At 34.1% G+C, this 15,586-nt stretch carries 12 protein-coding genes; 4 read left to right on the forward strand and 8 right to left on the reverse strand.

From position 1 onward, the window contains the following. Window positions 1-11: 11 nt before the first annotated feature. The 3 genes from thrC to thrA form a co-directional block, all read right to left on the reverse strand. Window positions 12-1,301 (reverse strand): threonine synthase, encoded by a 1,290-nt coding sequence (thrC, locus tag L0669_RS13380; RefSeq protein WP_263758195.1) that lies wholly within the window; start codon window positions 1,299-1,301, stop codon window positions 12-14. Between the two features lie 425 nt (window positions 1,302-1,726). Beyond that, window positions 1,727-2,659, reverse strand: a complete 933-nt coding sequence (locus L0669_RS13385) for a homoserine kinase (protein ID WP_263758196.1) — start codon at window positions 2,657-2,659, stop codon at window positions 1,727-1,729. A 157-nt stretch (window positions 2,660-2,816) separates the two neighbouring features. Beyond that, entirely contained in the window at window positions 2,817-5,264 is a 2,448-nt protein-coding gene (thrA, locus tag L0669_RS13390) for a bifunctional aspartate kinase/homoserine dehydrogenase I (RefSeq protein ID WP_263758198.1), read from the reverse strand. 724 nt (window positions 5,265-5,988) lie between these two features. On the opposite strand from thrA, the gene hutH reads away from it, so the two are divergent. The 4 genes from hutH to L0669_RS13410 all read left to right on the forward strand — a co-directional run bounded on the left by hutH (window position 5,989) and on the right by L0669_RS13410 (window position 11,119). Beyond that, window positions 5,989-7,503, forward strand: a complete 1,515-nt coding sequence (gene hutH / locus L0669_RS13395) for a histidine ammonia-lyase (RefSeq protein WP_263758200.1) — start codon at window positions 5,989-5,991, stop codon at window positions 7,501-7,503. Window positions 7,504-7,551: 48 nt separating this feature from the next. Continuing rightward, window positions 7,552-8,196, forward strand: coding sequence for a DUF47 domain-containing protein (locus L0669_RS13400; RefSeq protein ID WP_173971924.1), 645 nt, complete (start codon window positions 7,552-7,554; stop codon window positions 8,194-8,196). A gap of 32 nt (window positions 8,197-8,228) precedes the next feature. After that, window positions 8,229-9,569, forward strand: a complete 1,341-nt coding sequence (locus L0669_RS13405) for an inorganic phosphate transporter (protein ID WP_263758204.1) — start codon at window positions 8,229-8,231, stop codon at window positions 9,567-9,569. 164 nt (window positions 9,570-9,733) lie between these two features. Continuing rightward, a complete protein-coding gene (locus tag L0669_RS13410; RefSeq protein WP_263758205.1) occupies window positions 9,734-11,119 on the forward strand; it encodes an SMI1/KNR4 family protein in 1,386 nt (461 codons plus the stop codon). A gap of 80 nt (window positions 11,120-11,199) precedes the next feature. Here L0669_RS13410 and L0669_RS13415 read toward each other — a convergent pair whose 3' ends face one another. From L0669_RS13415 to rimK, 5 genes are all read right to left on the reverse strand, one after another. Further along, window positions 11,200-12,513 carry a serine hydrolase domain-containing protein gene (locus L0669_RS13415; RefSeq protein ID WP_263758206.1) on the reverse strand — a complete coding sequence of 438 codons (1,314 nt, stop codon included), beginning with the start codon at window positions 12,511-12,513 and terminating at the stop codon, window positions 11,200-11,202. Continuing rightward, window positions 12,510-13,127 (reverse strand): hypothetical protein, encoded by a 618-nt coding sequence (locus L0669_RS13420; protein WP_263758207.1) that lies wholly within the window; start codon window positions 13,125-13,127, stop codon window positions 12,510-12,512. The genes L0669_RS13415 and L0669_RS13420 overlap by 4 nt, the downstream gene beginning before the upstream one ends. Next, window positions 13,124-13,459 (reverse strand): PadR family transcriptional regulator, encoded by a 336-nt coding sequence (locus L0669_RS13425; protein ID WP_173971929.1) that lies wholly within the window; start codon window positions 13,457-13,459, stop codon window positions 13,124-13,126. Before L0669_RS13425 ends, L0669_RS13420 begins: the two co-directional genes overlap by 4 nt. A gap of 109 nt (window positions 13,460-13,568) precedes the next feature. Then, window positions 13,569-14,084 (reverse strand): DUF421 domain-containing protein, encoded by a 516-nt coding sequence (locus L0669_RS13430; protein WP_173971950.1) that lies wholly within the window; start codon window positions 14,082-14,084, stop codon window positions 13,569-13,571. 104 nt (window positions 14,085-14,188) lie between these two features. Further along, complete coding sequence (gene rimK / locus L0669_RS13435; RefSeq protein ID WP_173971930.1) at window positions 14,189-15,559, reverse strand: 30S ribosomal protein S6--L-glutamate ligase; 1,371 nt, start codon at window positions 15,557-15,559, stop codon at window positions 14,189-14,191. Window positions 15,560-15,586 lie beyond the last annotated feature (27 nt).

Below are 15,586 nucleotides of genomic sequence, written 5' to 3' on the forward strand. Positions count from 1 at the left end.
TCATATGTTTTTTAGCCCAAAAATGCCTTCAATTCCTCATAACTCTTAATCTTCACACTAATTTTATCCTCATTAATAACACTCTCAATTTGTTCCGGAATAGGAAGTGTAATTCCTAAAGCAGGTTCAACTACATCCAAAAATTTAATAGGATGTGCCGTTTCTAAGAAAATACCAATTGCATTTTCGTGCTTTTGTAATTCTTTTTTCAAACCTAAATATCCAACAGCGCCGTGAGGTTCTGCGATGTAACCGTTGGTATTGTAAATTTGTTTTAAGGCTGCTAAAGTTTCTTCGTCAGTATAACTATAAGAAGAAAAGTCTTTTTCGAAAGCCTTTAAATCGTTATTATATAATTCCTGAATTCTAATAAAGTTACTTGGGTTTCCAACGTCCATCGCATTAGAAATTGTGGCTTTAGAAGGTTTTGGGTCGTATTTTCCGCTTTCTAAGAATCTTGGTACGGTATCGTTTACGTTTGTAGAGGCTACAAAATGTTCGATTGGTAAACCTAATTTCTTGGCCATAATTCCGGCACAGATATTACCAAAGTTTCCACTTGGGCAAGAAAAAACTAAAGGTTTGTTTTGGCTTTTCAATGCTTTGTAAGCAAAGAAGAAATAGAACATTTGCGGCAACCAACGCGCAATATTGATAGAATTTGCCGATGTCAGGTTTTTGTGCGCTAAAGTCTCATCTAAAAACGCTTTTTTTACCATATCCTGGCAATCGTCAAAAACACCATCAACCTCAAGTGCTTTAATGTTTTGACCTAAAGTAGTCAATTGTTTTTCCTGAATATCGCTTACTTTTCCTGACGGATATAAAATCACAACATCAACACCGTCAACCCCTAGAAATCCGCTGGCGACAGCACCGCCGGTATCTCCCGAAGTCGCTACTAAAACGGTATTTTTACTGTCTTTCTTGTCTTTATTAAAGTATGCCAGGCAACGTGACATAAATCGCGCTCCAACATCTTTAAAAGCCATGGTTGGCCCGTGGAATAATTCAAGAGAATAAATCCCTTTTTCGACTTCTACCACCGGAAAATCAAAGCTTAAAGTTTCGGCGATAATTTCTCTTAAATTTTCTTCAGGAATTTCATCACCTACAAATTGCTGAATCACATCAAATGCGATATCGTTATGGCTTAGATTTTCGATTACGTTAAAAAATGCAGGATTTAAAGGCGTAATAGTTTGAGGAAAATACAATCCTTTATCACTCGCTAATCCTTGTATCACAGCTTCTTTAAACGAAACTTCTGGTGCATTATGGTTTAAACTGTAGTATTTCATGGTTTATTTTAGATTTTCGGAAACAAATTCCAATTTTTTGAAATTCCAAATTCCAATAGTTATTTTTTTTAACCGCAAAGGACGCAAGGAAATTGTTTCTTTTGAAAACGCAGAGTTCGCAAAGCTTTGTGGTGATATTTTTTAATTTTAATAATTGTTTTTCGTTTTTTTTGTCATTCCGAGGAACGAGTAATCTCCGCGAGTAACTCCGTAACGTGAGTCCAATCTTTGTCGAGCTTCTCGCGAAGATTTCTCCTCCGTCGAAATGACAAACTGTGTGTGTTATACTTTGTGTGGGCTTCGACTTCGCTCAGCCTGACAAACGACATGTTGTTTCATTTGAACACCAATTTCACTGATTGTCACTAATTCTCTGTGTTTAAATTATTCCACAAACCAATTTGTGATAATTCGTGAAATTAGTGTTATATAATTCTTACGCCGTCTGGATTAATTTTCGAAACGTGAATTTCATAAGGCAAATTCATATTTTCGTAAACATCGCTCATGGCTTTTGCGATTTGGTCTGCGGTGTTTTTTCCTCTGCTTAAAGCAAAAATCGACGGACCAGAACCTGAAATTCCGGAACCTAAAGCACCGTTTTCAAGAGCCGTTTGTTTGATCAAATCGAAACCAGGAATCAAAACACTTCTTAATGGTTCTACGATTTCATCATGAAGCGATCTTCCTATCAAATCATAATCTTTGGTGTATAAACCGGCAATTAATCCGCCTACATTTCCCCATTGCATGATCGCACTTTTTAGGGAAACCGTTTGTTTTAATACTGAACGCGCATCAGATGTTTTTAACTCAATTTGAGGATGAACCACCGTTGCGAATAATTCCTCAGGACTATCAATTCTGATAATATCCAGCGGCGCATAACTTCTTACCAAAGTAAAACCACCCAAAAGGGCAGGAGCAACGTTGTCAGCATGAGCGTTTCCGCTGGCTAATTTCTCGCCCTGCATCGCAAACTGCACCAAATCTTTACGAGAATAAGGTTGTCCTAATAATTCATTAATCCCGAAAACGGCTCCGGCAGAACTTGCAGCGCTGCTTCCGATTCCGCTTCCGGCTTTGATATTTTTATAGATTTCGATCTCAAACCCAAAAGTTATCGGGTTAAAATCTCTTTCATAAGCTTCTAACATCGCTAAAGCCGCAACACCCGAAACATTTTTCTCGGTTTCTAAAGGTAAATCGGCACCCACAATTTTAGTAATACGAACTCCTTTTTGTTCTGTTTTTCGAACAATCATTTCATCACCCGCATTGTCTAAGCAAAGTCCAAGTACGTCAAATCCGCACGAAAGATTTGCAATTGTAGCGGGACAGAATAATTTTATTTCCATTTTTTTTTAAAGGTTCTGAGTTGCTAAGATGCTAAGGCTCTAAGTTTTTCTTTGCAACTATTTATTTTTTATTTTCTAAGGTTCTGAGATTCTAAGAGGCTAAGATTAGGTTTCAAAAAAAAACTCAGAACCTTAGCAACTTAGAACCTTAGTCCCTTTATATATTCCCAATTCTAATTACATCCGCAAAAATTCCTGAAGCGGTTACGGCTGCACCGGCTCCGGCTCCTTTGATCAATAATGGCTGATCTACGTAACGATCAGTGTAGAAAAGTACGATATTGTCTTTTCCTTCTAAATTATAGAAAGGATGATCTTTCGGGATGAATTGAAGACCAACACTTGCTTTTCCGTTTTCGAATTGAGCAACGTATTTCAATCTTGAATCTTTGGCTAAAGCTTCCTCATAAATTTTATTAAAATGATCAGCATGTTTAATTAAAGAAGCAAAAAAGTCTTCATTATTAGTTGTTGCCAAACAATCTGCCGGCAGGAATGATTCGTTTGCGATGGCATCAATATCCATTTCGTAACCGCTTTCGCGAATAAGAATCAGGATTTTACGCGCAACGTCGATTCCGCTTAAGTCAATTTTTGGGTCCGGTTCAGTAAATCCCTGAACTCCGGCTTCTTTTACAACATCGTGAAAAGAATTATTCTTATCAAAATTATTGAAAATGAAGTTCAGACTTCCTGATAAAACCGCCTGAATTTTATGCACTTTATCGCCCGAAGCAATTAAGTTTTTTACAGTATCAATAATTGGTAATCCCGCGCCAACATTTGTTTCAAATAAAAACGGAGCGTTGTATTGACGAGATAAACTTTTTAGTTTTTTATAATTATCGTAAGCAGATGAACAGGCAATTTTATTACAAGTTACAACGGCAATACTTTGTTTTAAGAATTTTTCGTAAGTTTCAGAAACGCTTGCATTTGCTGTAATATCCACAAAAATACTGTTACGTAAATTAAGCTCTTTGGCGCGTGCAATAAATTCTGTTGGAATCGCGTGTTCGCCTTTGTCTAAAGCCGATTGCCAGTCTTTTAATGAAATTCCGTCTTCATCAAAAAGCATTTTTCTGGAGTTTGATAAAGCAATTACACGAACATTAATCTTTAAATTTTCTTTTAAAAACTTTCTTTGATTATGAATTTGCTCGATGAATTTTTCACCCACATTTCCAACTCCCATTACAAATAGATTCAGTTGTTTGGTGTTTTCTTCAAAGAAGTTTTCGTGCAATGTATTCAATGCTTTTTTAACGTCTCTTTCGTTAATTACAGTCGAAATATTACGTTCAGAAGCACCTTGCGCAATAGCACGGATGTTTACGTTGTTTTTACCCAAAGTACTAAACATTCTTCCGCTTAAACCCTGGTGATTTTTCATGTTTTCACCAACCAAAGCAATGATACAAAGGTCTTTTTCTACAATAGCAGGATCAATTTTGTTTTGTAAAATCTCAACTTCAAAAGCTTTGTTGATCGCAGCTTCGGCATTCTCAGCATCCGAATTTAAAATTCCGATACAAATAGAATGCTCTGAAGAAGCCTGAGTAATAAAAATTACATTTATTTTTTCCTGAGACAATACTTCGAACAAACGTTTTGATGAACCCGAAACGCCAATCATTCCCGGACCTTCAAGTGTTACCAAAGAAATATTATCGATATGGCTGATTCCTTTTACAACAGTGTCTTTTGATGAAACCTGATTAGAAATTAAAGTTCCTACAGCTTCCGGCTCAAAAGTATTTTTGATTAAAATTGGAATATTTTTTCTTAAAACAGGCTGAATCGTTGGCGGATACAATACTTTGGCACCAAAATGCGATAACTCCATCGCTTCCTGATACGAAATATTGGCAATAGGCTGCGCTTGTTTTACAATTTTAGGATTAGCAGTAAACATTCCGTTTACGTCAGTCCAGATTTCTAATTGTGATGCGTTTAGTGCTCCGGCAATAATGGCGGCAGTATAATCAGAACCTCCACGACCTAAAGTTGTAGTGATTCCGTCAGTAGTCTGAGCGATAAATCCCGGTAAAATATTGATTTGATATTGGTTTCCACCAAAATATTCCTGAATCAATTTATTCGAAACTTCAAAGTTTACAACTGCTTTACCGAAGTTATTGTTGGTTTTGATTAATTCGCGACTGTCTTTATATACTACGTTTTTATCTACTTGCTGATATGCTTGTGCGATGATATAAGACGAAAGCAATTCGCCAAAACTTAAAATAGTATCGGCAGTTCTTGGAGATAATTCTCCCAATAAAAAACAACCGTCTAATAAAGTTTCTAAGTGATTGATGATTCTTTTTACGTGGCTTAACAAGCTGCTTTGCTCGCTTACCGGAATTAAATCTTTTAAGGTATCAAGATGTTTTTTCTCGATTTCAGCAACAATATCTCTAAAGCCTTCGTCGTTTGCCGCTGCTTTTGCTGCAGCCAATTGCAATAAATCGGTTACTTTGCTTAAAGCTGAAACAACAACTACTAGTTGATCTTGTTTAGAATTCTGGTTGATAATTTCGAGAACGAGTTTTATATTTTGAGCATTGGCAACCGAAGTTCCGCCAAATTTTAATACTTTCATTTTGATGTTTTTTAATAAGGTGCAAAGATTTTGAGTAACAAAGGTTCAAAGGTTATTTACTGTGAACTGAAACTAAAAACTGCGACTATTTTTTTTGTTTTGTAAATGTTTTTTATGTACCCATTGCCTTTCTTCTTTCATGAGAAAAGTATAGATAACCTGGATTATATATAAAATGTATACCCCTAAGGGGTAGTAGTAGTTGTAGTAGAAATTGTTGTAGCAGCAATTGCAACTCTAGTTGGAGTTGTCATTGTAGATTGATATTTTGCGCTGTTACTTTTCATTTTGATTTTTCAAAAGTACAGTTTTTTCTAAAAGTTAAAAAACCTAATTCCCTTTTTACGAATATTTTAAAAATTCAAATCTCATCAATTCAATATTGAGTATTCGTTAAAATTAAAACTCTAAAGATGACTTATTCCTATATTTAAGGCTTTTTTTGTTAATGCTTTAAAATGTTTGAAGGATCATTATTTTTGAAATTGATTCAAAAATCATCGAATTTAATCTATATACTAAGTAGGAAATGCTTTTTTTTGAGTTTATGGAATAAAATTCTAATCTGAGTTTTTAACAAACAAAGACCTGATTTTTTGTCTGATAAGGATTATGAAATAAATAAAATAGCGAAATCGAATTAGTGCAAATTTTAATTATTATGAACAAATGTTGCTTTTTAATATTGATTTGCTGAATTTTGATGTCTTAAAATACAAACAACATGAGAGAAATCCATTATATAAGTACTGAAATCCTAACTTTAGAAGCTTTACAAGAAATCATAGCCAATGGTAAAACACTTGAACTATCAGAAGAAGCAAAAGTAAATGTTCAAAAATGTCGTGATTATTTAGATAAAAAAATGGCCTCACATTCTGAACCTATTTATGGTATCAACACAGGATTTGGATCTTTATGTAATGTGAAAATTTCGAATGAAAATTTATCAAAGCTTCAGGAGAATCTGGTAAAGTCGCATGCGTGCGGAACCGGAGAAGAAGTTCCTGCTGAAATTGTTAAGTTGATGTTGTTGCTTAAAATTCAATCTTTAAGTTACGGACATTCCGGAATTCAATTGCAAACGGTATCTCGTTTGGTTGATTTTTACAATAATGACATTTTACCTATTATTTATACTCAGGGATCTTTGGGAGCTTCTGGAGATTTAGCGCCTTTGGCACATTTATCTTTGCCTTTATTAGGAGAAGGAGAAGTTTTGTTTGAAGGAAAAAAAGTAGCTTCAAGCGAAGTTTTAAAACGTTTTGACTGGAAACCAATTGTTTTACAATCAAAAGAAGGTTTGGCATTATTAAACGGAACTCAGTTTATGAGCGCTTACGGAGCTCATATTTTAATAAAAGCCTATAAATATTCTTATTTAGCTGATTTAATAGGTACCATTTCATTAGAAGGATTTGACGGAAGAAGCGAACCATTTAATGAATTAATCCATTTTATACGTCCTCACAAAGGGCAAATCGTTACGGCGCAACGTATTAATGAATTTCTTGAAGGAAGCGAGATTATTGCTCAGGAGAAAAAGCATGTACAGGATCCGTATTCTTTCCGTTGTATGCCACAAGTTCACGGCGCTTCAAAAGATGCGATCGATTATGTTCGAAAAGTATTTAAAACCGAGATCAATTCAGTTACAGATAATCCAAATATATTTATCGAAGCCGATCAGATTATCTCTGGCGGAAACTTCCACGGACAACCTTTGGCTTTAGCCTTAGATTTTATGGCAATTGCTTTGGCTGAATTAGGAAGTATTTCTGAAAGAAGAACCTATCAGTTAATTTCTGGATTGCGCAATCTTCCGGCATTTTTGGTAGATAATCCAGGATTAAATTCAGGATTTATGATTCCGCAATATACAGCTGCAAGTATTGCAAGTCAAAACAAACAATTGGCGACACCTTCAAGTGTAGACAGTATTGTGTCGAGCAACGGGCAGGAAGATCATGTGAGTATGGGAGCAAACGGAGCGACAAAAGCACTACGCGTTTTAGATAATTTAGAACGTATTCTGGCGATCGAATTGATGAATGCTTCTCAGGCAATTGCGTATAGAGAACCGCTAAAATCGAGTGATTTTATCGAGATGTTTTTGAGCAGCTACAGAGAAGTGGTTCCGTTAGTTAAGGAGGATAGAATCCTGCATTACGATATTGAAAAAACCGTTGAATTCCTTGACAGTTTCCAAATTGAAAACGATTTGTTAACAATGGCTTAACATTGTAAAGTATTAATGAAGTAATTTTGCACTATCAAAAATATAAAAATGTCAATAAACAGTATTTTCCAATTTTTAGTGCCGAAAGACAAGAAATTCTTTCCACTTTTTGAAGAGGCTTCAAGCAATTTAATTGAATTAGCTTCTAATTTACACGAAGCTGTAAATCTTCCATTAAAAGAAAGAGAAGTTCTTTTTCAGAGAATTGATGAATTAGAGCAAAGAGGAGAAGACATTACACGTCAGACCAATCTTGAATTGAGCAGAAACTTTATTACGCCATTTGATAGAGAAGATATTCATACCTTAATTACTTCTATTGATAACGTTGCAGATTACCTTCACGGAGCTGCAAGCAGAATGAGATTGTATCAGGTTGATAAGATTACAAAATCGATCAGAAAAATGACCGAAATCAATCTTGAAGCTTGTCAAAACATTGATAGTGCGGTAAAAGAATTGAGAAATTTACAGAATTTCAAAGTCATAAAAGATGCTTGTGCCAGAATTAATAAACTGGAAAACAAGTCAGATAACGTTTATAACAAAGCAGTTTTTGAAATTTTTGAAAACGAAACAGACGCTAAAAATATTATTAAATATAAAGAAGTGTTATCTGTTTTAGAATCAGCAACAGATAAATGTAAGAGTGTTGCGAACATACTAGAATCTATTTCAGTAAAACATTCTTAAATTCAATTTATTTCATTCTGAAGTTATAATTTATGACGCTACTTATAATTATTATAGTATTAGCCTTAATTTTTGATTACATCAATGGTTTTCATGATGCGGCAAATGCTATTGCAACAGTTGTTGCCACAAAGGTTCTAACGCCTTTTCAGGCGGTTCTTTGGGCAGCATTTTTTAACTTTTTAGCTTATTGGGTCTTCGGATTTGGTGTTGCGGATACTGTTGCTAAAACAGCAGATACAATGCAAATTGACCTGGTGGTTATTTTAGCGGGAGTTATTGCCGCTATTTGTTGGAATTTATTGACCTGGTGGTTAGGAATTCCTTCAAGTTCATCACATACTCTTATTGGTGGTTTTGCCGGAGCAGCAGTTGCTCACGCTATCGCTATACATGGTTTCTCAGGTTATGTTGATGCAGAAGGAGTTACACATCATTGGTATGATATAGTAAGCTGGTATAAGGCCGGTAAAGATGGCGGAATGCCTTCCGGGGTTCTTATTATTATTGCTTTTATTGTTTTAGCACCTTTATTAGGAGCTTTGGCATCCTACTTAATTTCGATTTGGTTGTTGAATGCTTCTCGTAAAAGTATCGGGCCAAAAATCTTTACAGTAGCTTTAATGATTGCAACTATCTGGTTCGTTTACACACAAATGATTCCTTATGAAGAAATTATAAAAGACGGACACAAACCTCGTTTTGCTTCTTCTGTTTTCTGGAGTGTTGCTTTTGAACCGCACAATATTAAATGGTTTTTAGTTGCATTTATTGTATTGACAGTAAGTGGTTTTTGTTTGATATTTAGTAGTTTGAATTTACATCAGGCAGATGCAGCTTTAAAGAAAATGCAATTATTATCTTCTGCGGCTTTTAGTTTAGGTCACGGAGGAAATGATTCACAAAAAGTAATGGGTATTATTGCAGCAGCTGTTGTGGTTTATATTAATACAAATCCTGGTGTTCATATGGATGCCTGGTTAGATGTAGCGCTTCCTTCTGAAGATGGTGCTTTCAGAATGCCAAGCTGGATTCCATTAGCATGTTATTCTGCAATTGCTGCAGGAACTTTAAGTGGTGGATGGAAAATTGTGAAAACAATGGGTTCTAAAATCACAAAGGTAACTTCGTTTGAAGGTGTTGCTGCTGAAACTGCTGGAGCTTTAACGCTTTATTTTACAGAGCACTTAAAAATTCCGGTAAGTACAACGCATACTATTACAGGTTCTATCATCGGGGTTGGATTAACAAAACGTGTTTCTGCCGTTCGTTGGGGAGTAACAGTAAGTTTAATTTGGGCATGGATATTAACCATTCCAATTTCAGCTTTATTAGCAGGTATTATATATTATGTTTTAAGCGTATTTATATAATAATAAAATGATTTTTGTAAAATGTGAGATGTAAAATCGCATTTTAAAATAGATAAAAAAAGCTGGTTTCTTTACTGAAACCAGCTTTTTTGTTTGGTAGTATGAGTTGTTTTAAAGTTATAATGTATTTACTTTATAATAAAAGAAGAGATAAAGGGTAGGAAATGGACAAATTGAACCAAATAGAAAGAATAAAAAGAAAGCTGATCCTTGCAAAAAATGCCGATAAGGATCTAAAAGTATTCGGAGCGAGTAGTCATCAATATACTTTAGGGGAAACGGTTAGTATCGATGAGATTCTAAGTTTTGAAAACGAGTATAATGTAGTGCTTCCGGAGGATTATAAAGCCTTTTTACTTCATATTGGTAATGGGGGAATCTCGTACGCAAATTCAGCTGCAGGGCCAGGCTATGGAATTTATCCGCTTGGAAAAAATACCAATGAACTAATCTATGAAAATACTAAGCAATATCTAAAAGAAGATTGCAAATTATATCCTGAAATGACGGATGAATTTTGGGCTGATTTGAATAAAAATATTGAAGAAGATGATGATATTTCTACCGAAGATTTTGAGGTTGAATTAGGTAAAATATTTTCAGGATTATTGCCTGTTGGTACGCAAGGCTGTACGTATTATTATGCGCTTGTTTTAAATGGTGAATTTAAGGAAAGAATAGTGAATGTTGATAGTGACAGGCAGAAACCATATTTTGCGTTTGAATCTAACTTTTTAGATTGGTACGAAAGATGGTTAGATCAGATTATACCAGAGAGTATAATGACGACTCAACCTGATTTGTTTAAATATACTTTAAGCGGATTGGCTGATTATATTTTAGAAGTGTTTTTTGCTACAGAAAATCACGATACTAAAACAGAATGCCTGAACGGCATCCTGAAAAAGGAAAAATTAGATGCAGCAACTTTAGATGTTCTAGAAGAACAATATGAATTAAGTTCGGGTGAAATTAAAAAAGCGATTCTTCAAATATTGACCAAGTTTGATTATGAACGTGCAAAACCTCATCTAATTTCTTATTCAGATGAAAGTTTACTGGATGTTTTTCAGTTTGTATTTTGGTATGCAAAAGATAAAAGTTCAGATTGGCTGGAAGTTATAAAGGCGAATATTGAAAACATTAATGATGAAGAAACGTTTAGTTTTTGTACTTATTTATTAGAAGCAATGAATCTTGATTATGCAGCTATTATTATTCCTTTTACTTATGATAAAAATGAAGATATAAGGGTTGATGCTTATTATGCGCTGGGAAAATTGAAGAATAAAAGTAATTATATTGATGCTTTTATATCCGGCCTTAATGATGAATCAAACAGGGTAATTCATATTGTTTTACAGGCTTTGAATGGAGTAGAAGACAAGAGGCTTTTAAAACACTATAAAGTAATAGCTGAAAAATTTCCGGTCGAAAAAGATTATATTTTAGTGAATCTCAATCATAGATTAAAACCATTTGGTTTGACCAATAAAACAATTAAAAAGATCAATACAGATTCAGAAATTGATGTTAATAATATCAAGTAGCATTAAGTTTTAGAGATAAAAAAAAGCTAGTTTCAGTAAAGAAACTAGCTTTTTTTTGTTTGTTATTTTAGGTCTATTTATTATTTGGTAAATAAGAATTCTTGTCCGCCTTGTTTTAAAATCATTTCTTTTTTATCAGAATTGAATTCAAGAACAATACCTGCAACATCAAATTTAAATACTTTGGTAGTTGTAGCTTCTAACGGAAAAGAAGGTTGTCCGGTAGCTTGTGCGATTAATGTATTGTCTTTTTTTGAAATCGTTATTTTTATTGGAATTTGAGTACTGCCATAAGTTCCGGAATACAAATCCAGAATTTCAGGACTAACAGCAACGTTTCCGAAAACCGGCATTGTAAAGGGTTTATTAAAATAAGAGTTTAAAGCGCATAATAAGATGTTATTATTGTCGTAATCCAAACCATTTGAAGTTAAGGCTAAAGCTAATTTTTCATTTGGAAAATAACCAGCAACAGATTTAAAACCATCGATTCCTCCGGTATGACCGTAATTTTTCTTTTCGTAATAAGGGAATTCAAATAATCCCATTCCAAATTTATCTTGTGCAGTTTTCATTTGATTTAAATGATCCATTGAAATGATTTTTCCGGCAAAAAGACCTTCAAAAAAGAGGTTTAAGTCGGTTGGATTGGAAACAATTGCTCCGGCACCAAGCGGAATAGACATATCTGTTTCGCTTTCTTTTTTCCATTTTCCATTTTCAGCTGTATACGAATAACATTCGTTGTTCGCAATATTGGTTTTTTTACCTAAATAAGTGTTTTTTAATTTTAATGGAGTAACAATTTTCAGGTTTAAAATTTCGCCAAAAGATTTCTTGTAAATATCTTCTAATACAAAAGACAATAAAACATAGTTAGAATTGCTGTATTGCCCTTTTGTGTTTGGTTCAAAAGCAATTTCGCCAGCTGCAATTCGTTCGATCATCTTAGCTTTCGATTGATATTGAGTGTTCCAGGTTAGGTAATCATCATCGTTTGTAAAGTCGTGTATACCGCTTCTGTGGTTTAGTAAATTACTAATTGTAATTGTTTTTGCATTTTTTACCGTTGGAAAATATTTATCAATAGTTTGATTTAAAGTGATTTTATTTTCTTCGATAGCTTTAAAAATAAGCGCTGCAGTAAAAGTTTTAGAGATAGAACCAATTCTGTATTTCGTATTTATACTTGATTTTTTTGAAGTCGCAACATCGTCAAAACCAATCGATTTTGTATAAATTGTTTTTCCGTTTTCAGAAAGGGCAATGCTTCCCATGTATTTGTTGTTTTTCTCTAAAAGAAGAAACAAACTATCCAGTTTTTTTGCATTGAAGGTTTGAGAAAATGCACTCGTAAAGACGAGAGCAAACAAGCAGCTGATGATTTTTTTCATGATGATGATTTTTGATTAATTGATTTTTTTAATTTTAATAAAAGGGTGATAAGAAAATAGAAAATTAAGATTGCTAATAACATTGCGGGAATAAACCAGTTGCCTAATATTTCGTGAGTTCCGTATTGAGTTTTACTTTCAGGATTCATTATTCCTAAGACAAATACAGAAGGCGATTCGCTTTTTATGTGAAGACCAACAAGATCTGGATTGAAGATTTTTGCAAAAATCAGAAAAACGAAACCAAACAGAAACAGGTATAAAACAAAGAAAAAGATGTACGAAATACCGTTTGTAAAGTTTAATATTAAAGCTTTAAAAACATGAACAGGATTGAATGTTCTGGTTGCCTGTTCTAGTTTTTTATCGGCAACAAGTGGTTTTAGAACTTCTTCCGGAAAACCTAATTTTTCGATAATATCTAAAAGTGAATCTAGTTCGTTGGTATTATTTCTATGCTGAATCGCTTCAAAAATATGGCTGTTAAATTCCATATAAATATCATCCTGATTCATTTTTGATAGTGATGCCGTCGCTTTTCTAACGCGCTTCATGTAGTCGTTGTAAATTCGCTGCGAAGCTTTCTGTTCGAATTTGATATCTTCTATTCTCATTGGATGATTTTTTTAATTGATTTCTCAAGATTCTCCCAGTAAATATTCATCTGACTTAGAGTTTCTATTCCGGCTTTGGTTAATGAATAATACTTTCTTGGAATACCGGTTTCTTGTTCTACCCATTTAGAATCTACTAATTCTTCAGTTTTTAATCGATTCATTAAAGGATAGAGAGTTCCTTCGGCAATTTCTATTTCAGTATGTTTTCTTATTTGTTCGATAAGTTCATAACCATAGTACTCATTATTTTTGAGCACATTAAGGATAATGAAAGTCAATGTGCCTTTCTTTACCTGCGATTTCCAGTTTGTTACAAATGTTTCGTTCATTCTGCTAATGTATAACAAAATACATAGTATAACAAAGTATATAGCTAAGTTTTTTTTTAATGCAAATATTTAAATATTTGATTTTTAAATACTTAAATGTTTTTAAAAGTTATTTCTGTAAGTTCTTGTGATTGTGTTTTCGTTTAAAATGTGTTTCCTTGATATTTTTTTTATCATCAGAAATTACACTTATGGTACCATCAACTTCGAGCATGGCAAGTTTAATGTCTGTTAAATGCTCTAAACCATGTTCGCGTGCAGCTTCTTTTAATTCTTCGTGTGAGATATCCAATTTACTCAAAGTCTTAAAATCAATTATGCCGTTATGAATCAGGATTTCGGGTTTATCTAATAGTAAATTGTTAAGACCTTTGTATTTATGGGTTAGTTTTTTAATGATGTAATTAATGATAAACAAAGCCAAAGCTGCAATTAATCCTCCAGAAAGACTTGTGTCAGGTCCGACCATGGCATTTTGAACGGAATTACTAATCAATAAAATCAGAATGATATCGGCAGTGTTCAATTGCGAAAGCTCTTTTTTGCCAAAAACTCTAAGGGCAATTGTCATGAAAAAATAAACAGCAACACTTCTTAGAATAATATCAAAATAGGGGGATAACATCATTTTTTGAGGATTTAAGTAATAAAAAAAGCTTTGTCTAAGTTTTTACACTCTGACAAAGCTACTAAATTAATTATGTGCGATTAAGTTCAAATGAACTTAAGTTATATTAGTTTAAAGTTCTTTTCGATTGCTTTGATCATTTCTCCGGCAACATCTTTGTTTGTGGCACCTTCGATTCCTTCAAGACCAGGCGAAGAGTTTACTTCAAGTAATAAAGGCCCTTTTGAAGAACGAATAATGTCAACTCCTGCCACTTTTAAGTCCATTGCTTTTGCGGCTTTTATAGCGATCTTTTTTTCTTCGGCAGTAACTTTAATTACAGAGGCTGTTCCGCCAAGGTGAATGTTTGCTCTGAATTCTCCAGGCATTGCTTCACGCTGAATCGCTGCAACCACTTTTCCGTCAATTACAAAACAACGAATATCTTTTCCGTTGGCTTCTTTGATAAATTCCTGAACCAAAATATTGGCATTTAAACTTTTAAAAGCATTGATAACACTTTCTGCAGCTTTTTTGGTTTCGGCTAAAACAACTCCTTTTCCCTGAGTTCCTTCAAGTAATTTTACGATTAAAGGCGAACCTCCAACCATTTTAATCAAATTGTCAGTATCAAGAGGAGAATTGGCAAAACCAGTGGTAGGAATATCGATTCCGCTATTCAAAAGCAATTGCAGTGAATATAATTTATCTCGTGATTGAGTTATGGCTGTAGCCGAATTTAAAACGAAAACCTTCAAAGCTTCAAACTGACGTGTCAGAGCGCAACCGTAAAAAGTAATGCTTGGTCGGATTCTTGGAATAATAGCATCAAATTGATTTAATATTTTTCCGCCACGATAATGAATTTCCGGAGTTTTAGCATCCAGTTTCATGTAGCATTCTTTGATGTTCAGAAAGTGCATTTCATGACCGCGCATTTCGCCGGCTTCCATAATTCTTTTATTGCTGTACAATTCAGGATTACTGGCCAAAAGCCCGATTCGTAAACCAGAAGTTGCTTTTTCTGAGTTTTGGTATAATTCTTTTAAAGCTTCGGTTGTAGGCTGGCCTAACATGTATTTTTCCTCCGGATCAACCAGTACACGTCCGCTCATGGCTTCACGGCCTAATAGCATACGGAAACCCATTGAATCCCTGTTGGTCAAAGTCATTTCTATTGGCCATTTGATATCGCCAAGTTTAATTTGAGTCTGAATCACATAGCGGTGTTCTCTAAAACCACTTGAGCTTTTTACAATTCTTTTGTCAACCAACGGAGCTTCACAATGAATGATGGTTTTAATATTATTCTGAATTGGATTAATATCAAATTTCACCCAATTGGCATCATTTTTTATAAAAGGAGCTATGTTTATGGCGTGCATTGCCGAAGTTTTGGCACCGGAATCCACACGAGCTTTGATTGTTGGGATTCCTAGTTCTGGAAATGAGCACCATTCTTCGCTACCTAAAATGACTTTGTTTTGAAGCATACGTTATTATTTGTTTTTATAGAGATT

It is taken from the genome of Flavobacterium bizetiae, assembly GCF_024271895.1.
Taxonomy (GTDB): Bacteria; Bacteroidota; Bacteroidia; order Flavobacteriales; family Flavobacteriaceae; genus Flavobacterium; species Flavobacterium bizetiae.

What these genes read in the sequence shown, in the direction of transcription:
- L0669_RS13415 (WP_263758206.1), bottom strand. Translation starts at nt 12,513, where the DNA reads ATGAAAAAAATCATCAGCTGCTTGTTTGCTCTCGTCTTTACGAGTGCA.
- thrC (WP_263758195.1), bottom strand. Translation starts at nt 1,301, where the DNA reads ATGAAATACTACAGTTTAAACCATAATGCACCAGAAGTTTCGTTTAAA.
- L0669_RS13385 (WP_263758196.1), bottom strand. Translation starts at nt 2,659, where the DNA reads ATGGAAATAAAATTATTCTGTCCCGCTACAATTGCAAATCTTTCGTGC.
- L0669_RS13410 (WP_263758205.1), top strand. Translation starts at nt 9,734, where the DNA reads ATGGACAAATTGAACCAAATAGAAAGAATAAAAAGAAAGCTGATCCTT.
- L0669_RS13405 (WP_263758204.1), top strand. Translation starts at nt 8,229, where the DNA reads ATGACGCTACTTATAATTATTATAGTATTAGCCTTAATTTTTGATTAC.
- thrA (WP_263758198.1), bottom strand. Translation starts at nt 5,264, where the DNA reads ATGAAAGTATTAAAATTTGGCGGAACTTCGGTTGCCAATGCTCAAAAT.
- L0669_RS13425 (WP_173971929.1), bottom strand. Translation starts at nt 13,459, where the DNA reads ATGAACGAAACATTTGTAACAAACTGGAAATCGCAGGTAAAGAAAGGC.
- hutH (WP_263758200.1), top strand. Translation starts at nt 5,989, where the DNA reads ATGAGAGAAATCCATTATATAAGTACTGAAATCCTAACTTTAGAAGCT.
- L0669_RS13420 (WP_263758207.1), bottom strand. Translation starts at nt 13,127, where the DNA reads ATGAGAATAGAAGATATCAAATTCGAACAGAAAGCTTCGCAGCGAATT.
- L0669_RS13400 (WP_173971924.1), top strand. Translation starts at nt 7,552, where the DNA reads ATGTCAATAAACAGTATTTTCCAATTTTTAGTGCCGAAAGACAAGAAA.
- rimK (WP_173971930.1), bottom strand. Translation starts at nt 15,559, where the DNA reads ATGCTTCAAAACAAAGTCATTTTAGGTAGCGAAGAATGGTGCTCATTT.
- L0669_RS13430 (WP_173971950.1), bottom strand. Translation starts at nt 14,084, where the DNA reads ATGTTATCCCCCTATTTTGATATTATTCTAAGAAGTGTTGCTGTTTAT.